The organism is Micromonospora sp. CPCC 205539, from assembly GCF_036906815.1.
In the GTDB taxonomy this organism is placed as follows: domain Bacteria; phylum Actinomycetota; class Actinomycetes; order Mycobacteriales; family Micromonosporaceae; genus Micromonospora.
In genome coordinates, this window is record NZ_JBAKHW010000042.1 from 16,245 (window position 1) to 39,273 (window position 23,029).

Annotated in this window: 18 protein-coding genes and 1 pseudogene; 6 read left to right on the forward strand and 13 right to left on the reverse strand. The window is 70.7% G+C overall.

What is annotated here, in order from left to right; genetic code table 11:
* Window positions 1-16 precede the first annotated feature (16 nt).
* The 7 genes from V6V47_RS27470 to V6V47_RS27500 all read right to left on the reverse strand — a co-directional run bounded on the left by V6V47_RS27470 (window position 17) and on the right by V6V47_RS27500 (window position 8,370).
* A complete protein-coding gene (locus tag V6V47_RS27470) occupies window positions 17-1,030 on the reverse strand; it encodes an ABC transporter ATP-binding protein (RefSeq protein ID WP_334631272.1) in 1,014 nt (337 codons plus the stop codon).
* Window positions 1,023-2,051, reverse strand: coding sequence for an ABC transporter ATP-binding protein (locus V6V47_RS27475; protein ID WP_334631294.1), 1,029 nt, complete (start codon window positions 2,049-2,051; stop codon window positions 1,023-1,025). The genes V6V47_RS27470 and V6V47_RS27475 overlap by 8 nt, the downstream gene beginning before the upstream one ends.
* A 26-nt stretch (window positions 2,052-2,077) precedes the next feature.
* Entirely contained in the window at window positions 2,078-3,040 is a 963-nt protein-coding gene (locus tag V6V47_RS27480; RefSeq protein ID WP_334631273.1) for an ABC transporter permease, read from the reverse strand.
* Window positions 3,033-3,959, reverse strand: coding sequence for an ABC transporter permease (locus V6V47_RS27485; protein WP_334631274.1), 927 nt, complete (start codon window positions 3,957-3,959; stop codon window positions 3,033-3,035). The genes V6V47_RS27480 and V6V47_RS27485 overlap by 8 nt, the downstream gene beginning before the upstream one ends.
* A gap of 149 nt (window positions 3,960-4,108) precedes the next feature.
* Window positions 4,109-5,749, reverse strand: coding sequence for a peptide ABC transporter substrate-binding protein (locus V6V47_RS27490; protein ID WP_334631275.1), 1,641 nt, complete (start codon window positions 5,747-5,749; stop codon window positions 4,109-4,111).
* A 669-nt stretch (window positions 5,750-6,418) separates the two neighbouring features.
* The gene (locus V6V47_RS27495; RefSeq protein ID WP_334631295.1) at window positions 6,419-7,105 is read right to left on the reverse strand and encodes a response regulator transcription factor; all 687 of its coding nucleotides are present in this window, start codon (window positions 7,103-7,105) and stop codon (window positions 6,419-6,421) included.
* 2 nt (window positions 7,106-7,107) lie between these two features.
* Window positions 7,108-8,370, reverse strand: a complete 1,263-nt coding sequence (locus V6V47_RS27500; RefSeq protein ID WP_334631276.1) for a PspC domain-containing protein — start codon at window positions 8,368-8,370, stop codon at window positions 7,108-7,110.
* Between the two features lie 153 nt (window positions 8,371-8,523).
* On the opposite strand from V6V47_RS27500, the gene V6V47_RS27505 reads away from it, so the two are divergent.
* The 3 genes and pseudogenes from V6V47_RS27505 to V6V47_RS27515 all read left to right on the forward strand — a co-directional run bounded on the left by V6V47_RS27505 (window position 8,524) and on the right by V6V47_RS27515 (window position 12,305).
* Complete coding sequence (locus V6V47_RS27505) at window positions 8,524-10,320, forward strand: PspC domain-containing protein (protein WP_334631277.1); 1,797 nt, start codon at window positions 8,524-8,526, stop codon at window positions 10,318-10,320.
* A pseudogene (locus tag V6V47_RS32765) lies at window positions 10,317-10,544 on the forward strand (hypothetical protein); the annotation flags it as partial. The gene V6V47_RS27505 and the pseudogene V6V47_RS32765, both read left to right, overlap by 4 nt.
* Window positions 10,545-11,051: 507 nt before the next feature.
* Window positions 11,052-12,305 (forward strand): phosphatidylserine decarboxylase, encoded by a 1,254-nt coding sequence (locus V6V47_RS27515; protein WP_334631278.1) that lies wholly within the window; start codon window positions 11,052-11,054, stop codon window positions 12,303-12,305.
* Window positions 12,306-12,365: 60 nt separating this feature from the next.
* Here the strand turns inward: V6V47_RS27515 and V6V47_RS27520 are convergent, their stop codons facing one another.
* The 3 genes from V6V47_RS27520 to V6V47_RS27530 all read right to left on the reverse strand — a co-directional run bounded on the left by V6V47_RS27520 (window position 12,366) and on the right by V6V47_RS27530 (window position 15,654).
* Window positions 12,366-13,304: a CDP-alcohol phosphatidyltransferase family protein gene (locus V6V47_RS27520; RefSeq protein ID WP_334631279.1), complete on the reverse strand. Its 939-nt coding sequence runs from the start codon at window positions 13,302-13,304 to the stop codon at window positions 12,366-12,368.
* Window positions 13,305-13,654: 350 nt separating this feature from the next.
* Entirely contained in the window at window positions 13,655-14,611 is a 957-nt protein-coding gene (locus V6V47_RS27525; protein WP_334631296.1) for an NUDIX hydrolase, read from the reverse strand.
* Between the two features lie 92 nt (window positions 14,612-14,703).
* Window positions 14,704-15,654, reverse strand: coding sequence for an NUDIX hydrolase (locus V6V47_RS27530; RefSeq protein ID WP_334631280.1), 951 nt, complete (start codon window positions 15,652-15,654; stop codon window positions 14,704-14,706).
* 144 nt (window positions 15,655-15,798) lie between these two features.
* Between V6V47_RS27530 and V6V47_RS27535 the strand changes: the two genes are divergently transcribed.
* Window positions 15,799-16,074, forward strand: coding sequence for a PspC domain-containing protein (locus tag V6V47_RS27535; RefSeq protein WP_334631281.1), 276 nt, complete (start codon window positions 15,799-15,801; stop codon window positions 16,072-16,074).
* Window positions 16,075-16,177: 103 nt separating this feature from the next.
* Here the strand turns inward: V6V47_RS27535 and guaA are convergent, their stop codons facing one another.
* Entirely contained in the window at window positions 16,178-17,734 is a 1,557-nt protein-coding gene (gene guaA / locus V6V47_RS27540; protein WP_334631282.1) for a glutamine-hydrolyzing GMP synthase, read from the reverse strand.
* A gap of 145 nt (window positions 17,735-17,879) precedes the next feature.
* Here guaA and V6V47_RS27545 point away from each other — a divergent pair, with 145 nt between their 5' ends.
* Window positions 17,880-18,359 (forward strand): GNAT family N-acetyltransferase, encoded by a 480-nt coding sequence (locus V6V47_RS27545; protein ID WP_334631283.1) that lies wholly within the window; start codon window positions 17,880-17,882, stop codon window positions 18,357-18,359.
* Window positions 18,360-18,515: 156 nt separating this feature from the next.
* Here the strand turns inward: V6V47_RS27545 and V6V47_RS27550 are convergent, their stop codons facing one another.
* Window positions 18,516-20,213, reverse strand: coding sequence for a GMC family oxidoreductase (locus V6V47_RS27550; protein WP_334631284.1), 1,698 nt, complete (start codon window positions 20,211-20,213; stop codon window positions 18,516-18,518).
* Between the two features lie 145 nt (window positions 20,214-20,358).
* Here V6V47_RS27550 and V6V47_RS27555 point away from each other — a divergent pair, with 145 nt between their 5' ends.
* Window positions 20,359-21,483, forward strand: coding sequence for an LCP family protein (locus tag V6V47_RS27555; RefSeq protein WP_334631285.1), 1,125 nt, complete (start codon window positions 20,359-20,361; stop codon window positions 21,481-21,483).
* Window positions 21,484-21,490: 7 nt separating this feature from the next.
* Here V6V47_RS27555 and V6V47_RS27560 read toward each other — a convergent pair whose 3' ends face one another.
* A complete protein-coding gene (locus tag V6V47_RS27560; protein ID WP_334631286.1) occupies window positions 21,491-22,948 on the reverse strand; it encodes a M1 family metallopeptidase in 1,458 nt (485 codons plus the stop codon).
* Window positions 22,949-23,029 lie beyond the last annotated feature (81 nt).

The window sequence follows — 23,029 nt, forward strand, 5'->3', positions numbered from 1 at the left end:
AGGCGGTTCCGGTGACTCACGCCTCGTGGGTGGCGACGATCTCGCGCTTCTCCGCGAAGTGGCAGGCGCTCGGGTGGTCCGAGTCCCGCCGGATCTCCAGCAGCGGAACCTGCTGGGCGCAGACATCCTGCGCCTTCCAGCAGCGGGTCCGGAACCGGCAGCCCGAGGGCGGGCTGATCGGCGACGGCACGTCGCCGGTAAGACGGATGATCGTCTTGTTGTTGCGCTGCGTCGGGTCCGGCACGGGCACCGCGGAGAGCAGAGCCTGGGTGTACGGGTGGGTCGGCCGCTCGTAGATCTCGTCCTCGGTGCCGATCTCGACGATCTTGCCGAGGTACATCACCGCGACGCGATCCGACAGGTGGCGGACCACCGACAGGTCGTGCGCGATGAAGACGTACGAGAGCCCGAACTCGCCCTGCAGCTGCTCCAGCAGGTTCATCACCTGGGCCTGGATGGAGACGTCCAGTGCCGACACCGGCTCGTCACAGACGATGATCTCGGGCCGCAGGGCGAGCGCCCGGGCGATGCCGATGCGCTGGCGCTGACCGCCGGAGAACTGGTGCGGGTACCGGTTGATGTGCTCCGGGTTGAGGCCGACCAGATCGAGCAGCTCGCGAACCTTGGCCCGGCGGCTGCCCCTCGGCGCCACCTCCGGGTGGATCTCGAACGGCTCACCGATCAGGTCACCGACGGTCATCCGGGGGTTCAGCGAGGTGTACGGGTCCTGCATCACCAGCTGGATCTGCCGGCGGAGGCGCCGCAGCGCCCCACCGGAGAGCTTGGAGATGTCCTGGCCCTTGTAGACCACGCTGCCGGCGGTCGGCTTCTCCAGGTTCATCAGCACCCGGGCGAGGGTCGACTTGCCGCAGCCGGACTCGCCGACCACGCCGAGCGTCTCACCGGCACGCAGCCCGAACGAGACCCCGTCGACCGCCTTGACCTGACCGACGGTCTTCTTGAACACCACACCCTGGGTGACGGGGTAGTGCTTGACCAGGTCACGGACCTCGAGGATGTTCTCAGACACGGTTCACCAGCTCCTCGGCGAAGTGGCAGGCGCTGGCCCGTGCGTTGCCCACCTGCAGCAGCGGCGGGAGCTGCTCCCGGCACACCGGCTGAGCCATGGGGCAGCGCGGGTTGAACGGACAGCCCGGCGGGATGTTCATCAGGTTCGGCGGGAGTCCCTTGATCGTCCGGAGCTGCTGCCCCTTCTCGTCCAGCCGCGGAATCGAGTCGATGAGACCCATCGTGTACGGGTGCGCCGGCTTGGCGTACAGGTCGTACACGTCGGCTTCCTCGACGATCCGGCCCGCGTACATGACCGCGATCCGGTCCGCGACGTCGGCGACCACGCCGAGGTCGTGGGTGATCAGGATCATGCCCATCTGCCGCTCACGCTGAAGCTCGGCGAGCAGGTCCATGATCTGGGCCTGCACCGTCACATCGAGTGCCGTGGTCGGCTCGTCCGCGATCAGCACCTCCGGGTCGAGCGCCAGCGACATCGCGATCATCGCGCGCTGCCGCATGCCACCGGAGAACTGGTGCGGGTAGTTGCTGAACCGGCTCTTGGCGTTCGGGATCTTGACCTGGTCGAGCATCTCGATCGCACGCTTCTTGGCCTCGGAGCGGCCCATGCCCCGCCGCACCCGGAACTGCTCGGCGATCTGGAACCCGACCGTGAAGACCGGGTTCAGAGCGGAGAGCGCGTCCTGGAAGATCATCGCGATGCCCTCGCCGCGGATGCGGCGGCGCTCCTCGTTGGACATGCGGAGCATGTCCCTGCCGTGGAAGCGGACCTGCCCGCCGGTGACGAACCCGGGCGGGGTGTCGAGGATGCCCATGATGGTCTGCGCCGTGACGCTCTTGCCGGAGCCGGACTCGCCGAGCACGGCGAGGGTCTCCCCCGCGTCGACGTGGTACGTGACCCCGTTGATGACCTTTGCGACGCCGTCCCGGGTGCGGAACTCCACCCGCAGGTCGTCGACCTCGAGCAGCCGGCCGGAGGGACGTCCGGACCCGCCGGATCCCGGCGCGGACTGCTCGGACACGAGAATGTCGGACAACTGGATCTCCCCTAGCGGAGTTTCGGATCGAGGGCCTCGCGGACCGCCTCACCGAGCATCACGAAGCTCAGCACGGCGACGACGAGGAACGCGGCGGGGAAGAACACCAGCCCCGGGGCGACCCGGATGAAATCCTGCCCTTCGCTGATCATGATCCCCCAGGACACCACCGGCGACCGCAGGCCAACGCCCAGGAACGACAGGGTGGCCTCGGCGCCGATGAACGAGCCGACCATGATCGTGCCGTAGACCAGCAGCGGTGCCAGGCAGTTCGGCAGCAGGTGCTTGAGGATGATCCGGCCGGTGCCGGCACCCAGCGCGCGGGCCGCCACGATGTAGTCGGCCTCCTTGGTGGCGAGCACCGAGGAACGCATCAGCCGCATCACGACCGGCCAGCTCAGCACGATCAGCGAGGTGGTCACCAGGGCCATGATCTCGCCCTTGCTGTTGGTGCTGCCCGACCCGTTGAACGTGGTCAGGATGACGATCGCACCGAGCACGAAGGGCAGGCCGAAGAAGACGTCGGCGATCCGGCTGAGCAGACCGTCGACCCAGCCACCGCGGTAGCCGGCGATGATGCCCATGGTGCCGCCGACCAGCAGGGTGCCGATCACGGAGAGCACGGCGACCTGGATGGAGGCGCTCGCACCATAAATGACCCGGGCGTAGACGTCCCGACCCTGCAGGTCGTACCCGAACCAGCCGTCCTCGCCCGGCTTGACGAGGCTGCGCGACAGCGTGCCGTTCACCGCGTCGCCCGGGGCGAACAGGGACGGGAACGCCGCCATCAGCAGGAAGATCACGATCAGCGTGGCCGAGATCCAGAACAGCGGCTTGCGCCGCAGGTCCCGCCAGGCGTCACCGAGCAGCCCACGCGGCTTTTCGTTGACCTGCGGCACCCCCGCGGGAGCGGGGTTGTCGGTCGGATGCGCGGCAGGGGTGCTGACGATCGATGCGGTACTCGGGTCACTCATAGCGGATCCTCGGGTCCAGGGCGGCGTAGAGCAGGTCAACCAGCAGGTTCATCAAGAGATAGACCAGCACCAGGACGACCACGATCCCTACCACGGTAGCGCTCTCTTTGGTGACGATCGCGCGGAAGACCTGGCGTCCGATTCCGTTGATGCCGAAGATGCCCTCGGTGACGATCGCGCCGCCCATCAGGGCGCCCAGGTCGGTGCCGAGCAGGGTCACCACCGGAATGAGCGAGTTACGCAGCAGGTGCACGCCCACCACCCGACGCATCGGGAGGCCCTTGGCGATGGCGGTACGCACGTAGTCGGCACGGCGGTTCTCCGCGATGCTCGTTCGCGCCACCCGGGCTATGTACGCCACTGACGCGCTACCGAGCACGAAGCCCGGCACGATCAACTCGGAGATCCGCATCTCGGAGGAGACGGTCGGCTTGATGATGCCCCACTGCACGCCCAGCAGCCACTGGAGCACGAAGCCGACGACGAAGACCGGCAGCGCGACCAGGAAGAGCGTGGAGACCAGGACCAGGTTGTCCAGGAAGCCGTTGCGCCGCAGACCGGTCAGCACGCCTGCGCCGAGGCCGATCACGGCCTCGATGGTGAGCGCCACCAGGGCCAGCTTCAGGGTGTTCGGGTACGAGGTCAGGATGATGTCACTGATCTCGCGCGACGAGAACGTCTGGCCGAAGTCGCCCTGCATCAGGTTCTTCATGTAGCTCGCGTACTGCACGAAGACGTTCTGGTCCAGGTTGTACTTCTCGGTCATGAAGGCGATGTACTGGTCCGGGCAGCGGCGCTCACCGCACTTGCCGGCGAAGGGATCGCCCGGAACGGCCCAGACGAGCCAGTAGATCAGGAACGTCGTACCGATGAAGACCGGCACGAGTTGGAGTAGCCGTCTCAACAGATAACGGCCCATGGGGTGGTCCTCCAGACAAGGGGCGCGTCGGGCGGCCGACACGGTGGTGACAACGTTGCGAGTGCAGTGTTGTAACACCCACTCGCGGAACGGCCCCGGGTCGGGCTCACCGGATGTGGCGAGCCCGACCCGGGGTCAGACCGTTCGGATCAAAGCACGACCGAGGTGATGTCGAGCTCGCCGACGTTGTTCAGCTCGAGCTTCTTGATCTTCTCCGAGTGGCCGGACTGCTGACCGTAGAAGTAGATCGGGATGCTCGGGACGTCCTGGTCGACGATCGCGACGGCCTTGGCGAACTCCTCGTGCGAGGCCTCCAGGCTCGGCGCGGCACCGGCCGTCTTGGCCGCGGTGTCGACGTCCTTGTTGCTGTACAGGCCGTCGTTCGAGGAGCCGCCCGTCACGTAGAGCGGGTTGACCCAGTTCTCCACGTCCGGGTAGTCCTGCTGCCAGGCGGCACGGTACGGGCCGGCCATCTTGTGCGCGTTGATGTTCGCGCGGAAGACCGCGAAGGTCGGCACACCCTCGGCCCGGGCGTTGATGTTGAGGTTGGTCTTGACCTGCTGCGCAACCGCGTCCATCCAGCCCTTGTGGCTCGAGTCGGCGTTGTAGTAGAAGACCATCTCACCGGTGAAGCCACCGGCCTCGGCGAGGAGCGCCTTGGCCTGGGTCGGGTCGAACTTGCAGGCGGTGCAGTTGCCCGGCTTGGCGCCCGGGGTGAGCGGGTTCGCCCAGCTGTCGGCCGGCTTGCGGGTGCCGAAGAAGATCTTGTCCGAGATCTCCTGCCGGTCGATCGCCAGCGACACGGCACGACGCAGCTTCGGGTTCTTGAAGCGCGCGTCGTAGGTCGGGAACGCGATCAGCGCGGTCGACGGCGTGGTGGTCGAGAGGCCCCGCTCACCGAGGTCGGTCTTCCACTTGTCACCGGCGAGCGCCGAGGTGGGGACCGTCTCCATGAAGTCGAGGTTGTTGGCCAGCAGGTCGTTGTAGGCCGCCGTCTCGTCCTGGTACAGCTTGACGTCGACGTCCTTGAGCTTCATCTTGTCGCGCAGGTTGTAGTCGTCGAAGCGGGTCAGCTTGACGAGGACGTTGTCCTCCCACGACACGAACTTGACCGGGCCGTTGCCGATCGGGTTCTTGCCGAACTCTTCCGGCTTCTGCGTGAAGAACTTGTCCGGCAGCGGCATGAAGGCGCTGTAGCCGAGCTTGGTCGGGAACACTGCGGTCGGCGCGGCCAGGGTGACCTCGAAGGTCTGGTCGTCGACGATCTTCAGGCCGGACATCTTGTCGGCCTTCGGCGTCGGGGCCTTCTGCGGCTTGTCCGGGCCGTCCGGGTCCGAGGTGTAGGTGTCCTCGAAGCCCTGGATGTCCGAGAAGAAGGTGCCGTTCTGCGCGCCGTTCGGCGAGTACGCGGCCCAGTTCCAGGCGTCGACGAAGTTCTTCGACTTCACCTCGGTACCGTCGTGGAACTTGGTACCCTTCTTGATCTTGATGGTGAAGACCTTGGAGTCCTTGGTGTCGATGGACTCGGCCAGCGCGTTGCGCGGGGCCCCACCGTCGTTCGGGTACTCGACCAGGCCCGTAAACAACCAGTCGATGATCTTGCCACCGCCGGTCTCCGTGGTGTTCGACGGGACCAGCGGGTTCTCCGGCTGGACGCCGTGGATGACGATCGCGCCGTCCGTGCTGGCGGCGGCGTCGCCGTCACCGTCACTGCTCGAGCAACCGCTCGCGACAAGCGCGGCAGCCGCGCTGAGCGCAATTGCGCTCGTCGCCCGCTTCGAGACTCTCATTCCGAGGGGCCTCCTCTTTCTCAAACCTGGTTCCGTCGTGGGTTTCACGCACGTTTGGGGGTGACACCGCCCGACCACCCCAGGGCGCGGGTCGCCGGGACCACAGGGAAGTTGGGGACACCCCTGATGATGTTCCGATCCGCCGGGCTCCCCACCCGCCGAGACGCGACGCGGCGCAGGCGACACAGCCACGAACCGCCGCGAAAACAGCGAAGGTCGTGGTCGTGGAGCGTACGGAGTGCCGCACAACGAGGGTGAGGTGCTGCCACTGTGACACCCACCGGCCTCTTCCGTGAAGGTGCCGTTATCAAGCCGTTAGTTGCCCGCCATGTTGCCGATACTTGAAAAATGATCATAAAGCGGTCGGCTCAGACAGCTCTGACCAGGTAGGACGTGGCCCAGCAGGGCGTCGGACTGAGCGTGGCCTTGGCTCCGACGACCTTTCCCGCGCCCACGTCCGTGCGTTTTGCAGCCCGTCGCGGGCTCGTCATATCTGCCCATTTGGACGATGTCGACGTCGGCTGCACGGGCACCATCACCGACTGCGTGGACGAGGGCGCTCGGGCCGGCTGTCTGATCATCGCAGCGGCGACAACGCTGACCGCGGGTGCCGACGACAGCGGCCCCGGGCCCGCGCGGAGCGGAACCGGGGCCGGGAGGTGTGCCAGATCACACGAGTCGGCGGTCCGCCGCCCAGCGGGAAAGCTCGTAGCGGTTGGACATCTGCAGCTTGCGCAGCACGTTCGACACGTGCGTCTCCACCGTCTTGATGGAGATGAACAGCTCCTTCGCGATCTCCTTGTACGCGTACCCCCGGGCGAGCAGCCGCAGCACCTCGCGCTCACGGTTGGTCAGCTGGTCCAGCTCGGGGTCGGCCACCGGCGCGTCCGGCCGGGCCGCGAAGGCGTCCAGCACGAAGCCGGCCAGCCGAGGGCTGAACACCGCGTCGCCATCGGCGACCCGGCGGATCGCCGCAGCCAACTCGTCCGGGGAAATCGTCTTGGTGACGTAGCCCCGGGCACCGGCGCGGATCAACCCGATCACGTCCTCCGCAGCGTCGGAGACGCTCAACGCCAGGAACTTGACCTGCGGGTGGGTGCGCCGCATCGCCTCCAGCACCGCCCGGCCGCCGCCGTCGGGCATGTGCACGTCGAGCAGCACCACGTCCGGGCCGGTGGCGGCGATCCGGGTGACCGCCTCGGCCACCGTGCTCGCCTCGCCCACCACCTCGACGTGGGCGCCCAACTCGGCACGCACCCCGGCTCGGAACATGGCGTGGTCGTCCACCAGGAACACCCGCAGCCGTTCGGGGCGGGCGTCCACCGCGTCGGGCTGCTCCATCGGCTGCTCGGCCATGGTCATTTGTTCCTCTCCGCTGCGGACGAGTCCCGGGTGATCGGCAGGATCAACCGGACCTCGGTCCCCTCCCCCGGGCCGGACCGGATCTCGGCCCGTCCGCCGTGCCGCTTCATCCGCCCGATGATCGAGCCGCGTACGCCGTGCCGGTGGTCCTCCACGGTATCCGGATCGAAGCCCGCGCCCCGGTCCCGGACGAAGACGCTGACCTGATCGGGCTCCACCTCGGCGTAGAGCGACACGGTCTGCACCCCTGCGTGCCGGGCCGCGTTCACCAGCGCCTCCCGCGCCGCGGCGACCAGCGCGCCGACCCGCTCGTCGGTCTCCCGATCACCGACCACCACCGCCTCCACCGTGATCGCGAAAGTGTCCTCGACCTCGGCCGCAGCCTGCTCCAGCGCCGCGGCGAAGCGCTCATTTGGTGAGGCCGTGGGCTTGTAGAGCCAGTTCCGCAACGAACGTTCCTGCCCCCGGGCGAGCCGCTGCACCGTCTTGACGTCGCTGGCGTTGCGCTGGATCAGGGCCAGCGTGTGCAGCACCTGGTCGTGCACCATCGCGGCCAGCTCGGCCCGTTCCTGCTCGCGGATGCGCCCCTCACGCTCCGAGCGGAGCTGGCTGTACGTCCGCCAGAGCACCGGTGCGGCGACCACGCCGACCCCGGCCAGCCCGACCAGGGCGAAGATCACGCCGTTGATCACCGCGTCGAAGTTCTGCGCCGGCGAGTAGACCGCCGCGACGCCGATGATGCCGACCGCGACCAGCACCCCGCCGCCGATGAACCGGAGCACGAACGCCCGCCGGTCGCTCTCCTCGACGACCGCGCCCAGCCAGGGCACCGGCGTGTCGCCCCACCGCCGCCGTCGCTCGGGCGCGGACTGGTGCCAGATCACCCCGGCGCCGACCGCGATGATCGCCACCAGCCAGCCGGCGGTGCCCGCCGCGCCCACCGAGTCGAACACCATGACCTGGATCAGCAGGACTCCGAGCCCGATCCCCACGAACGGCAGAAGCTGGGCCACGTCACGGCGGGGCGGCACCGCGGTGTCGCCGGGCCGCAGCGGCACCACCGCCCAGAAGGCCGCGTAGAGCAGCAGGCCGAGCCCACTCAGCCCGAGCAGCACCATGAACGCGACCCGCACCCGCAGCACCGAGATGCCGAGGTGGTCGGCGATGCCGGCGGCGACGCCGGCGGCCATCCGATGCTCGGGGGCGCGGTAGAGGCGCGGAGGTGGAGTCACGGTGCTGATCGGATGCTCCCTGGTCACGGTGGCGGTCGAGGTCGGTGAATCCGATCGTCACACGCTCCGACGTCCCTCGACCACGGGGACGCCCCCGACATTCCGGCCGCCCGGATCTCAGGGTGGGGTCAGGGTCGGGTCCTGAGGTCGCTCGGGCGACCCGGGCAGCAGGATCGAAGCATGACCGAGGAAGCTGCCCCGCCGCCCCGACCCGGGACGGCACAGCCGGGTGGTGCAACACCGCCCCCGCCACCCACGACACCCGCTGACTGGACCGAGCCCACCCGGTTCGGCCCGTCCACCGGCGGGTTCGGCGACGCCCACCCCACACCGGGTGACCCGGCCAGTTCCGGCTACGGGGCCGGCTACGCGCCAGGCGCCGGCTACGGGCCCGGCGGGACCGGGGGCGGCGGGACGCCACCCGGGCCGTCCGCGCCGCTGGGGGGCGCCGGCTTCACCTCGCGGTACGGGCTGGTCCGTCCTCGGGAGGGGCGTTACCTGGCCGGCGTCTGCGCGGCGATCGGACGCGCCACCAACACCGATCCGGTGCTGTGGCGGGTGCTGCTCGCGGTGCTCGGGTTCTTCGGCGGCATCGGCATCCTGGTCTACGTCGCCGCCTGGCTGATCATCCCGAACGAGGGCGACACCGCCTCTCCGGTGGAGTCCATGCTCGGGCGCGGTCGGTCCAGCATGTCACCGGTGACTGTGATCATCCTGGGCATCCTGGTCGCGGCCAGCTTCGGCTACATCGTCACCGACGCCTTCCGCGCGGTGCTGCTCGGCGCGGCCATCCTGATCGGCGGTGCGCTGCTGCTCAACCGGGACAGCCGAGGGCCGCAGGCCGGCGCACCGGCCGGGCCGACGCCCACCGGTCCGCCACCCGGGCCCGTACCGCCGGTGGTCTGGCCAGCGCCTGAGCACGCCGCCGCGCAGCCCGCCAGCGGTCCGGCGTACGCCACCGCCGGTGGCTCACCGACCGTCCCCGGCCCGGTCTCCGGCGCACAGCCCGCCACCGCTCCGCAGCCGTTCACGAGCACACAGCCGGTCTCCGGCGCGGAATCGGTCGCCGGGGTCCGTCCGGTGACCGGCGGCAGCCCGGCGTACGCCCAGCCGGCCGACCCGACGGTCGCCGAGGCCGATTGGCTGGCATCCGGTCCCGCCACGTCGGGCTGGCCGACGACCGGTACGCCCAGCGCCAGCTGGCCGTCAGCACCGGTGACCGCCGTTCCCGCGACCGGCTATCCGGTCAGCGCGCCGCCGCCACCGGCTGGGTACCGCCCCCCGTTCGCGCCGCACGGCCCGTACGCCGCACCGGCCCCGGCGCCGGCTCCGCCGCCCAAGCCACCGAAGCCGCCCAAGCGGCCCAAGGAGCGATCGCCGCTCGGCGCGGTGACCTTCTCACTGATCTTCCTGGCCCTCGGCGTGGTCGCCCTGCTCGACCTGCTGGACGTCTTCGACGTCGCCCCGTCCGCGTACTTCGCGGCCGCGTTGGCCACGATCGGGCTGGGGCTGCTGGTCGGCACCTGGTTCGGCCGGGCCCGCTGGCTGATCGCGCTCGGCCTGGTGACCGTCGCGGCGTTGGGCACGGCGACGGTCGCCGAGTCCTACGACCGGATCCGAGGCGTCGACGGCGCGGTCACCTGGGCACCTACCGACTACCGCGATGTCGCCGACCGGTACGAGAACAGCTTCGGTGACGCGGTGCTCGACCTGCGCGCGATCGACTTCGCCAAGCAGGATGCGCAGGTGACCGTGGCGATCAACTTCGGTGCGGCGACCGTGGTCGTGCCCCCGAACGTGGACGTCACCACGGTGGCCGACGTCAACGCGGGCGACGCCACGATCTTCGGCAACCGGTCCGGCGGGTTGGACGGCCGCCTGCGGGAGTTCACCGACGTCGGCGCCGACGGGCCCGGTGGCGGCAAACTGCGCCTCTACATCCATGTCAATGCCGGCAACCTGGAGGTGACCCGGTGAAGGCCCACCGTACGGACCTACTGTCATTCGCCTTCGGACTGGTCTTTCTGGGGCTGTCCGCCTGGTGGCTCCTCGCCCAGTTGCTCGGGCTCGCGCTGCCGCCGGTCGGCTGGTTCCTGGCCGGTGCGCTGATCCTGATCGGGATCTTCGGGCTGGTCGGCGCGCTGCGCTCCGGCCGGCCCGGCCAGCCGGAGCCGACCGCCACGGTCGCCGGCGCCGAGCCCGTGGCGCCCACGTCTGGGGCGGGCCTGCCAACGCCCACCGCGAGCATGCCGGCGTCCACCGCGAGCCTGCCGGTCTGGGAGGGCGAACGCTCCACCGTGGACGCCTTCCCGCCGAGGCCGGCACCTGAGGCACCGACCACGGAGATGCCCACCTCTTCAGCACCGGACACGGAGCAGATCCACCCGGCCTGGCTGGCCCACCAGCCGTCCGACGCGGACACCACCGCAACCGCGGGGCAGCCGGTCGGCGTGGAGGCGGACGAGTCGACCCGGGTCGTCCACCCGGTCGAGCCGGCCACCGACCAGCCGACGGTCGAGCGGGAGGACCGGCGGGAGCCCTGACGGCGCGCCTGCCCGCGTTCAGCTTCTGCACCGCCACGGCGATGCGGCCGGCGCGGGCAGGCGCATATGCTGACCGGTGGAGATTTCGCCTCCGCCGGCCGGCCCGTCCCGCCATGGCGGTCCCGCCGCGATTCCCGTCTCTACCCCGTCAGGAGCCCGCCCGACATGACCCAGTCCCCCGCCGTGCGTACCACCGGTCGGTCCGGTCCGGTCCGCATCGGCGAGCGAGCCGCCCGTACGCTCGTCACCGAGCTGGCCAGGATCAACGATCCGAAGGCCGCCCTGCTGGTCGGCGCGAGCCCGGACTCCGCGGTGCTGGCCGCGGCGATCGAGGCGCTGCTCCCCGGTGACCGGCTCACCGTGGTGCCCACCGAGACGTCCGGGGCCGCCGTGCTCCGCGACCACCTCACCGCCCAGGGTCAGTGGGTCGCTGACCGGGTGCGGGTGGTCGACTCGCTGGCCGACGCCGAGGCCGTCGGGGTCGTCATCGCCGGCGAGGTGTTCACCGGCACCGCCGAAGAGACCCGCAGCGGCATCGAGGGTCTCGCCAAATACCTCGCCGACGGCGCGGTGCTCAGCGTGGCCACCACCGCCACGCCCGGCCGGACCGCCGGCGCCGCCGCCGAGCTGGCCCGGCAGGACGCCCTCTACGGTGTCGGGGCCGACCTGGTGCTGCGCAACACGCCGCCGGTACGGGTGTACCGGCTGCGGTTCACCCCGGCCACTCCGGCCGCGGCGGACCGGCTCGCCCCGGCGTACCGGCCGTCGAGCGTGCCGCTCACCCGCAGCATGCACATCGACTCCAACGGGGTGGCGGCCGCGGGCATCACGCTGGGCCTGGCCGCGCTGGCCCGGATGGCCCGGCCCTCGTCCAAGCTCTGGCTGTTGCCGGCGCTGGCCGCCGGCCCGGTCGCCGCGTTCTTCCGCGACCCGGAGCGGGACGTGCCGGAGGACCCGTCGGCCGTGGTCGCCAGCGCGGACGGGCAGGTCCTGTCGGTGCAGCGGCTGCACGACGAGCGTTTCGGCGACGGCGAGTGGCTGCGGATCGCGGTCTTCCTGTCGGTGCTGGACGTGCACGTCAACCGGGCGCCGGTGGCCGGCAAGGTGGTGGACTACTTCGTCGCCGACGGCGGCTTCGTCAACGCGATGAAGCCGGACGCCGAGCACAACGTGGCCGCGTACACCGTGCTGGACACTTCCCGCGGCACGGTGGTGGTCGCACAGCGGACCGGGCTGATCGCCCGCCGGATCGTGCAGCGCGCGCCGATCGGCGCCCTGCTCGCGAAGGGCGAGCGCTTCGGGCTGATCCGGTTCGGCTCACGGACCGACGTCTACCTGCCCGCCGAGGCCACCGACCCACTGGTCGGGCCGGGCGACAAGGTGGTCGGTGGGGCCACGGTCATCGCCCGCTGGCGCTGACCGACCGCAACGACGAAACGGGGCGCCGCTGACAGCGGCGCCCCGTTTCGCTTGCTCAGATCACGCGGTACGACGCTGCCGCAGCCAGAGCACCGGCCCGCTGACCAGGTAGCCCACCACGATCAGGGCGAACGTGAGTCGAACGTCGACCAGCGCGCCGATCACCGGGGCCAGCCAGAGCCACGGCGGCAGCTTGACCAGGCGGGCGAGCTTCGCGTACGGGAAGCTGGAGACCATCGCGAAGGCGAGCAGCGCCACCCCGGCGACCAGCACGGCGCCGGGCACCGGCAGGCCGATCGCGACGGTCACGGCGAGCACCGCGGCCGCCATGGTGGTGGGCACCCCGCAGAAGAAGCGGCCGTCCTTCGGCGACACGTTGAACCGGGCCAGCCGGATCGCCGCACACGCGGCGACCAGAGCGCAGGCGACCGCTGCGGCGGCCGTCGAGACGGAACCGGCGAGCGAGGCGTAGACCACGACCGGTGCGGCGAGGCCGAACGAGCACATGTCGGCCAGCGAGTCCATCTGTGCGCCGAACGGGCTGGCCACGCCGAGCCGACGGGCCAGCGCGCCATCCAGACCATCGAAGCCGACGCAGGCGATCAGGCAGAGCGCGGCGATGCGCACCTCGCCCTGCATGGCCAGGAAGATGGCCAGCATGCCGAGCATCAGGCTGGCCAGGGTGCAGGCGTTGACCAGGCCGAACTTCATCCGGCGGGCGGTGGTGCGCTCGCCGGGGAGCAGTGGGATCGACCGGGCGGACGCCTCGTCGGTGTCCGCAACCTGCGGGAACGCGGGGCTGACCGGCATGACCGCTTCGATCTCCGACGGGTTGACACCGAGTGTGGATCGGCCGAGTCGGTCCAGGCCGTAGCGACGGCGCTGCCGGTCGGCGTACCGGTGCTCGGGCAGCGCCACATCGGTGGTACGCAGGTCGTCGTCGCGGCGACCCACCCGAACCAATAGCACCTGGCGGGCGAACGTGCTGCTGCGGCGCAACCGGCCCGCCCAGCGACGCCCTGCGGGGCGCGGACTGTCAGTCGTACGACGCCGGCGCCATGGGGCTCTCGGCACGTTTTCCTCCATCACCGGATCGGCTGGCCGCCTGTGGGGCGGGTGTCCGGCTGTCTCGTGCCGGACCTTGCGTGACCCGGCAGCCGTTTTGCGGAGTACACCATCGCATAGGGGAACAGGACTTGGCGATAGCTGCCGGCGGTACTTCCATCTGGCCTAAACCGCGCGAACCGCTCTCTTATTCCCATCCCGGGCTTCATCGCCCGTTTCCTCCACCATTCCCTCCTTTGACTGTACCGGAGGGGGCCCATGTCGGCTCGATGAGCCAGGAGCTATCAGCCCTGATGTCCGATTGCTGAGGCAGCGACCCTGGTCAACGGCAGGTCCGCGGCCTGAGCCGGGGTGAACCAACCCGCCCGCGCCGTCGAGCCACCGGCGGACTCGGTCACCACCGCGTCGGTTGGTACGTCGACGAGCACCCGATAGATCACCCGGACCCCGTGCCAGTCCAGTGGACGGCCCTCCGGCCCGTACGCCGCCGGGTTGTGCAGATTGTCGACGCCGAGCAACTCGACGATCCGGCCGACCTGGCCACCCTCCTCGACCAGCTCACGGAGCAGCCCGACGGTCGGCTGTTCGCCGTGATCGGTGCCGCCACCGGGCAGGTGCCACTGGCCGGCCCCGGGATAGCCGTTGGCGATCTGGGTGAGCAGGATCCGCCCGGCCGGATCGGTGACCAGCCCGTACGCCCCGAAGCGCAGCCGACGGTCCGGGTGCGGCGGTGGGAACGGGTCGGTCCTGCGGTGCGTTCCGGCCGCGATCGGGCTGGCCGGCAGGCCGAGAAGTTCGGCGCTGAACGGCGCCAGCGGCAGCCGGGCCGCCTCGGCCGGGGTGATCCAGCGCGCCTGATCGGTCTGGCCGCCCGTGGCGTTGCGCAGCCCACCGCCGCGCGCGGTCAGGTCGAACAGCAGCCGGTCGGTGTGTAGCGCCACGTCGAGCTCCGGGTACGCGGTCACGTCGGCGACCGCCGCGCGGAGCCGGTCCACCGTCACGGCCAGCCCGGTCTCGCTGGCGATCGACCGCACCACGGCCTGCTCCGGATGCTCGGCATGCGCGACCTCACCCCCCGGCAGCCGCCACGAGCCCGGAACCTCGCCCTCGGGCCCCTGCCGAACCAGCAAAATCCGCCCAGAGTCCCAAAGAACCCCGAAACACCCCACCCGCCGCAGTTCCACCGGCCCCGCTCCCCGTCCCCGCGCGCCCGTCACGCGTGCCTGCCACCCGTCGATCATGAAGTTATCGCCGTCCATCTCGGCGTGTCCTGACAATAACTTCATGATCGACGCGGGAGGCGGGGCCGGGGCCCTCGGGAGAGGAAAGGGGTCTAGGTCAGTTGGGCTGCTTGGACTGCTTCGGCGGTCACCTCGGTCAAATGGTGGGTGGGGAGGGCGCCCAGCTCCTCGCGGCCGAACCAGCGGGCCTCGCAGGTGGAGCCGCCCACGTCGGCGATCGTCAGCGGGTTGGGCTGGTCGACCACCACCCGGTAGAAGGCGCGGACCCCGTGCCAGTCGATCGGGTAGCCCTCCGGGCCGAGCGAGGCGGCATCCCGATGGCTGGCGACCCCGAGCAGCTCGACCAGGCGACCGGTCTGCCCGGTCTCCTCGACCAGCTCCCGGATGAGTGCCGCGCCGGGCTGCTCGCCGTAGTCGGTGCCCCCGCCGGGCAGGTGCCAGCAGCCGGCACCCGGGTAACCGGCGGAGATCCGGGTGAGCAGCACCCGACCGGCCGGGTCGGTGCACACCGCGTACGCGGCGAAGCGCTGCGCCCGGTGCAGGCCGTCCGGGCCGGGCACCGCGTAGAAGGAGGGGAACTCGGGCGCCTCGTCGGGCACCACGTCGGCCGAGGACGCGGGCAGCCCGAGGGCCCGCGCGGTGAACGAGCGCAGCGGCAGCGTGCGCGCCTCGTCGAGCGTGTACCAGCGGGCCAGGTCGGTGGGGCGCTCGCCGACCCGGTCGACCAGTGTGCCGCCGCGCACCGCGACCCGGTAGATCAGCCGGTCGGTGTGGATGGTGATGCCCCGCTCCGGCAGCGCCCGCATGTCCGCGAGCACATCGGCCAGGCCCGAGACGGCGACGGACAGGCCCGTCTCGGCAGCGGTCTCCCGGACCACCGTGTGGTTCGGGTCCTCGCCGTGGTCGACCGCCCCGCCCGGCAACGACCACGTGCCGGGGGTGCCGGAGCGCTCCGATGCGCGGACCAGCAACACTCGGCCCTCTGAATCAGCACAAACTGCGTATGCCGCGATCCTGCGGAGCGGCTCCAGCAAGGTGGTCACGGGAGCAAATTCTCCCCGGGCCGAGTTACCGGAACGGAAAAGAGTCAGATTCCTGACTCTTCGCTACCCGCTAAGGGATCGGTCAGGGTAAGGATCCGGGCGGTCACCGAGGGCGGGCCGGGCACCGGCGCGGACCGTGGAGACATGACATCCACCACCGCTCCCCACGCGCCGTACAAGCAACTCCGACGCCCCAACACCGACCGCATGGTGGCCGGGGTCGCCAGCGGTCTCGGCCGCTACTTCGCCGTCGACCCCACCCTGGTCCGAGTGATCTTCGCGGTCAGCGGTCTGCTCACCGGTGGGCTCGCGCTGCTCGCGTACCCGATCATGTGGTTCCTGATGCCCGAGGAGCCCGCCAACGCACCGGCCTGGCCGCACCCAACGCCCCAAGGCCCGCCGCCCCCACCGTCGATCTAGGGAAAATCGCCGCTAGTCGATATTCCATCGCGACGATTTCCCCTAGATCGACGCCGAGGGGGCGCGGGAGGGGGCGCGGGGGGCGCGGGAGGGGGCGCGGGGGTTACTCCCACTCGATGGTGCCCGGCGGCTTGCTGGTTACGTCCAGCACCACCCGGTTCACCTCGGCGACCTCGTTGGTGATCCGGGTGGAGATCCGGGCCACCACCTCGTAGGGCAGCCGCGACCAGTCGGCGGTCATCGCGTCCTCGCTGGAGACCGGGCGCAGCACCACGGGATGCCCGTAGCTGCGCCCGTCACCCTGCACACCGACGCTGCGTACGTCGGCGAGCAGCACCACCGGGAACTGCCAGACGCCTCGGTCGAGGCCGGCGGCGGTCAGTTCCTCGCGGGCGATCAGGTCGGCCTGGCGGAGCAGGTCGAGCCGCTCCTGGTCGACCGCGCCGATGATCCGGATGGCCAGGCCGGGACCCGGGAACGGGTGCCGCCAGATCATCTCCTCGGGCAGGCCCAGCTGCAGGCCGAGCGCCCGCACCTCGTCCTTGAACAGGGTGCGCAACGGCTCGACCAGGGCGAACTTGAGGTCCTCCGGCAGGCCGCCGACGTTGTGGTGGCTCTTGATGTTGGCGGTGCCGGTGCCCCCGCCGGACTCCACCACGTCCGGGTAGAGCGTGCCCTGGACCAGGAACTCCACATCGCCGTGCGCGGCGACCTCGCGGGCGGCGGCCTCGAAGACCCGGATGAACTCCCGGCCGATGATCTTGCGCTTCTGCTCCGGGTCGGTCACCCCGGCCAGCGCGCCGAGGAACCGGTCCGCCGCGTCGACGACCTTCAGCTTGATGCCGGTGGCCGCCACGTAGTCCTTCTCCACCTGCTCGGCCTCGCCGGCGCGCAGCAGGCCGTGGTCGACGAAGACGCAGGTGAGCTGGTCACCGACCGCCTTGTGCACCAGCGCGGCGGCGACCGCCGAATCCACCCCGCCAGAGAGGCCGCAGATGACCTCCTTGTCGCCGACCTGGGCGCGGATCCGGGCCACCTGCTCGTCGATGATGTTCTCAGACGTCCAGGTCGGCTCGATCCCGGCGATGTCGTACAGGAAGCGGGTCAGCATCTCCTGGCCGTGCGCGGTGTGCCCAACCTCCGGGTGGAACTGCACCCCGGCCCGGCGCCCGGCCAGGTCCTCGAATGCGGCCACCGGCGCGCCCGCCGACTCGGCGGTCACCGTGAAGCCCTCGGGGGCCTCGGTGACGGCGTCACCGTGGCTCATCCAGACCGGCAGGTCCGCCGGGAGATCGCGGAGCAGTACGCCGGGCTCGAGGAGGCGGGGGCGCAGCGGGGTGCCGCCGTATTCGCGGTTGCCGGTCTTCGCGACGGTGCCGCCCAGCGCCTGGGCCATCGCCTGGAAGCCGTAGCAGATGCCGAATACCGGCACGTCGGCGCTGAACAGGCCGGCGTCGATCTGCGGGGCATCGGGCGCGTAGACGCTGGAGGGGCCGCCGGAGAGGATGATCGCGGCCGGGTTCTTCGCCAGCATCTCGGCGACCGGCATCGAGTGCGGCACGATCTCGGAGTAGACCTTCGCCTCGCGGACCCGGCGCGCGATGAGCTGGGCGTACTGGGCTCCGAAGTCCACCACAAGGACGGGGCGAGGCAGGCTCATGTGCACAAAGCCTACCGAGTGTCACGGCCGGGTCTGGCGCGGGCCCGCCCTCCGGCGCGCCACGGAGGCGGCTCCGGGCACAGCGGCCAGTCGGGAGACCCCTAGCATCGACGCGGGGCGTTGACGGCAGGACGGGAGGGCGGGTGTGACCGAGGTGACCGTACGGCCCTTCCGGGACACCGACGCCGAGCCGCTGGCCGTGCTCGTCGCCCGGTGCCTGAGGGAGGTCAACAGCCGCGACTATCCGGCCGACCTGATCGAGCGGATGTGCGCGCACTTCGATGCCGCCCGCTTCCGCGAACTCGCCGCCGTCCGGGAGGTGTTCGTTGCGGAGCAGGAAGGGCAGGTGGTGGGCACCGTGTCCCGGGACGGCAACAAGGTCTACACGATGTTCGTCGATCCGGACCGCGTCGGCCGGCGTGTCGGCCGCCAACTCATGCACCACATCGAGAGGTTGGCCAGCGCCGACGGCCACGACCACATGGAGACCGGTGCCAGCATCACGGGGCACGGCTTTTACCACCGTTTGGGCTACCACGACGTCCGGGTCAGTGAGACCGACTTCGGGCTCAACTACATCCTCCGCAAGCCGCTGCCCGAGCAGGGGCCCGCGGCAATCCCCTAGGTGTACTGCCGTTCAGATCGAGCCGTCTGCCAATGCGGTTGGCGGCCGCTTAGGCCGCCCAACCATGTGGACAGCGGCCCCTGATTCTGTCCTACGGATCGGGCGCCTGGCATTGACCAAAGGCCAGTTGCGCCACGGCGGTGTCTCACCACAACCCTAGGCGCGCAGCGCGCCCGGAGCATCCGCCGGCACCGCCGGGTTTTGCGGGGGTACGGAGTCCAGGCGGCGGTACGGGGTGGCCAGCGGGGGACGCGGGTCCTTCTCGCCCTTGTTGGGCCAGAAGGACATCGCCCGTTCCGCCTGCGCGGTGATGGTCAGCGAGGGGTTCACCCCGAGGTTGGCCGAGACCGCCGCCCCGTCGACCACGTGCAGCCCTTGGTGCCCGTACACGCGGTGGTAGGGGTCGATCACCCCGTCGGCCGGGGTCGCCCCGATCACCGCCCCGCCCAGGATGTGCGCGGTCATCGGGATGTCGAACGGCTCGGTGAGCGAGCCGCCGGGCGTTCCGCCGATCTCCTCGGCGAGCAGCCGGGCCGCCGTGTTGCCCGCCGGGATCCAGGTCGGACTGGGCGTGCCGTGACCCGGGCCGGTGACCAGACGGCGGCCGAGGGGACCGCGCCGCCACCGGGTGGTCAGCGAGTTGTCCACCGACTGCATGACCAGGGCGATCACCGTCCGCTCCGACCAGCCGCGCACCGACAGCATCCGGGCGGCCAGCCCCGGCTGCCGCACGATGCTGCCCAGCCAGCGCCGGACCCGGTGCGGACCGCCGTCGACCAGCAGCGACTGGAGCAGACCCATGGCGTTGGAGCCGCGCCCGTAACGGACCGGCTCCACGTGGGTCTGCGGGTCGGGGTGGAACGAGCTGGTGATCGCCACCCCCGCGGAGAAGTCCAGCCGCTCGGCCCGCGCGCGCTGGCGCGGCACCGAGGCGCCCAGGATCGCCTCCGAGTTGGTCCGGGTCAGCTCGCCGAGGCGGGGCGAGAGGTCGGGCAGCGCGCCCTCGGCCTTCATGGCGTGCAGCAGCCGCTGGGTGCCGAGCGCACCGGCCGCGAAGACCACCTGGTCGGCGTGGATCACCTGGCGGCGGTGCCGCAGCCAGGCGCCGGTGCGCTCGGTCCGCACCTCGTACCCGCCGTCGGCGACCGGCCGGACGGCCGTCACCGTGGTCAACGGGTGCACCACGGCACCCAGCCGCTCGGCGAGCCACAGGTAGTTCTTGACCAGGGTGTTCTTCGCGCCGTGCCGGCAGCCGGTCATGCACGAGCCGCAGTGCAGGCAGCCGGTGCGCTCCGGGCCGGCGCCGCCGAAGTACGGGTCGGCGACTCGCTCGCCGGGCCGCCCGATGTGCACGCCCACCGGGGTGGCGTGGAAGGTGTGCCCCACCCCCATCCGCTCGGCCACCGCCCGCATGGCCCGGTCCGCGCCGGTGTCCATCGGGTACGTGGTGACGCCGAGCATCCGCTTCGCCTGGTCGTAGTGGCGGGCCAGCTCGTCGTGCCAGTCGGTGATGGCCCGCCACTGCGGGTCGGCGTAGAAGGCCGGCAGCGGCTCGTAGAGGGTGTTCGCGTAGACCAGTGAACCGCCGCCCACCCCCGCGCCGGAGAGCACCAGCACGCCTCCGCCCGAGCGCCGGTCGGCCGGGCGGAGCAGGGTGAGTCGCTGGATGCCGTAACAGCCGAGCTTCGGTGCCCACAGGAAGCGGCGGGCCCGCCAGGACGTCTCCGGGAACTCGTCGTCGGCGAACCGCCGGCCGGCCTCCAGCACCCCGACCGAGTAGCCCTTCTCGGCCAGCCGGAGCGCGGTCACGCTGCCACCGAAGCCGGACCCGATGACGACCACGTCGTACCGCATGAACGCATCATTACCGGTGAGTAGCGCTCGCGCCAGCGGCAGTTTTCGCGCGATCATGCACCGGCCGACCGACCCGACGCCGCCCGGCCGCAACCCGGGGTACCCGTCGGAGCGTTGTTCCGGAGACGGGTGGAAGGAATCCAACATGGTTCTCGGGTCGATGGCACCGCGCCGACGATGGCTCCTGCTGGTGTTGGCGGCCCTCGCCGTCGTCGCGCTGGTCGCGGCCGGGGCGGTGGCGGTCACCAGGCTGACCGGCGACGACAAGCCGGACCGCAACACGCCGGCGGCCGGCTCGCCGAGCGCGTCGCCGCCGGGGACACCCACCCCCAGCCCCACCGGGCCACCCCCGGGTGCCGGCATCACCGGCCCGCTCAACCTGCTGCTGGTCGGGGTGGACACCCGGGTCAGCGTGCCCGGTTGGGAGCCGCACGCCGACGCCGTCCTGGTGCTGCACGTGCCCAAGGGGCTGGATCGGGCGTACCTCTTCTCGCTCCCCCGCGACCTGCTGGTCGACATCCCGGCGTTCCCGAAGTCCGGGTACAAGGGCGGCAAGACCAAACTCACGCACGCGATGAGCTTCGGCAGCCGGGTGCCGGGCAAGCCGAAACAGCCGAGCACCGCCCAGGGGTACGAGCTGCTGCGCAGCACGGTCAGCGGGTACACCGGGCTGCGCTTCGACGCTGGCGCGGTGCTCACCTTCACCGGGTTCGACCGGCTGGTGGACACCCTGGGCGGGGTGGACGTCTACGTCGACCAGAAGGTCGCCTCACTGCACCGCCGGCCGGACGGGAAGTACCGGGAGACCGGGCCCAACGGCTACATCGGCCCGCAGCAGGTCTACGAGAAAGGCAACCAGCACCTCAACGGCTGGCAGGCGCTGGACTACGCGCGGCAGCGTTACATCACCGGCGGCGACTACGCCCGCCAACGCCACCAGCAGCAGCTGGTCCGGGCACTGACCCGCAAGATCCTCGACGAGGGGTTGGCCCGACAGCCGGAGCGGGTCGACCAGGTCGTCGCCGCGCTGGGCGACACCCTGGTGTACACGGGCGGCGGCAAACGGATCATCGATTTCGCGTACGCCCTGGGCGGGTTGCCGGCCGACAAGTTCGTGCTGGTCGGCCTGCCCGGTTCCGGAGTGGGCAAGGGCAGCGCCTACCAGGGCGAACAGCTCACCAGTGTCGGCAAGAAGTTCATCACCGAACTCCGCGCCGGCCGCGCCGACGCCTACCTGGCAGCCAACCCCACCCTGCGCGTCAAGACCTGACCCGGCGTCAGAGGGGCTTGGGGGTTGCGGGCTTCTTGGTGCCGTAGAGCCAGGCGTCGAAGAGAGCGTCGAGTTGCTTACCGGAGATCCGCTCCGCGAGGGCCACGAACTCGGCGGTGGTGGCGGTGCCGTTGCGCTTTTCCGCCGCCCAGGTCTTGACGATCTCGAAGAACGCCTTGTCGCCGACGGCCACCCGCAGCGCGTGCAGGGTCATCCCGCCTCGCTCGTAGACCGAGGCACTGAAGATCTCCCGTACGCCCGGCTTGCCCGGAGGCGTCTTCCACAGCGTCGCGGCCGCGTTGGCGTACTTGGTCTCGAACGCCTGCTCGGCGGTCCGCACGTCGGTGTGCTCGGCCCAGAGCCACTCCGCGTACGTGGCGAAGCCCTCGTTGAGCCAGATGTCCTCCCACTTGGCCAGCGCCACGCTGTCGCCGAACCACTGGTGGGCCAACTCGTGGGCCACCACGCCGGTGTTCTCGCCCTGCTGGAAGAAGCTGGCGGAGTAGACCGGGCGGCTCTGCGTCTCCAGTGCGTAACGGATCCGGCTGTCGGAGACCACCACCCCGCCGTACGCGTCGAACGGGTACGGCCCGAACACGCTCTCCAGGTAGTCGGCCACGGTGACGGTCCGCTCGATCGACGCGTCCGCGGCGCCCTTGGCCACCTTGGTGGTTATCGCGCTGAACACCGGTCGTCCCTTGTGCTCGCCGGTGGTGATCCGGAACTTCCCGATCGCCACGGTGCTCAGGTAGCTGGCCATCGGCGACTTCTCCGACCACTTCCAGGTGGTCCAGCCGCCCTTGCTGGTCTTGCCGCCCGGCACGCCGTTGCTGACCGCCGTCAGACCGTCCGGAACGGTGATCTCGAAGTCGTAGGCCGCCTTGTCCGACGGGTGGTCGTTGACCGGGAACCAGGTGCTCGCCGACTCGGGCTGGCCCAGCGCGATGGCGCCGTCCGACGTGTGCAGGAACCCACCCTCGCCGAGCACCTCGTTCTCCAGCGCCTTCGGCTGCCCCCCGTAGGTGATCTCGGCGACGAACCCGTTACCCGTGATGAGGCCGGCCGCCGGCTTGATCACCAGCTCGTTCCTCTGCCGGGTGTGCGTGGCCGGGGCGCCGTCCACGGTGACCGACTTGACGGTCAGCCCGGCCAGATCCAGGTTGAACGCGGACAGGTCGGCGGTCGCGGTGGCCGTGACGGTGGCCGCGCCCGTCAGCTGGTCCTTGGCCGGGTCGTAGCGCACCTTGATGGCGTACCGCCCGACGTCGTAGCCGCCGTTGCCGTACGTCGGGAAGTAGGGGTCACCGACCCCGGCCGCCCCCGCGGCGAACGTCCGCGGCGTCGGGGACGCGCTCGGCGACGGTGCCCTCGCCTCCGGGTCGCTCGAGTTGCATCCGGACAGTGCGAGCGCCCCGGTCACCAGCAGACCGACACCAACCCGCAGCCCATGCCGCGTCACTCGCATGACGAGCCCTCTCCGTACGGTGGCGGTGGCGGCCCCGCCACCCGCGCGCCCGGCGTCTCTTGACCGGTCGCCGGCGGCAGC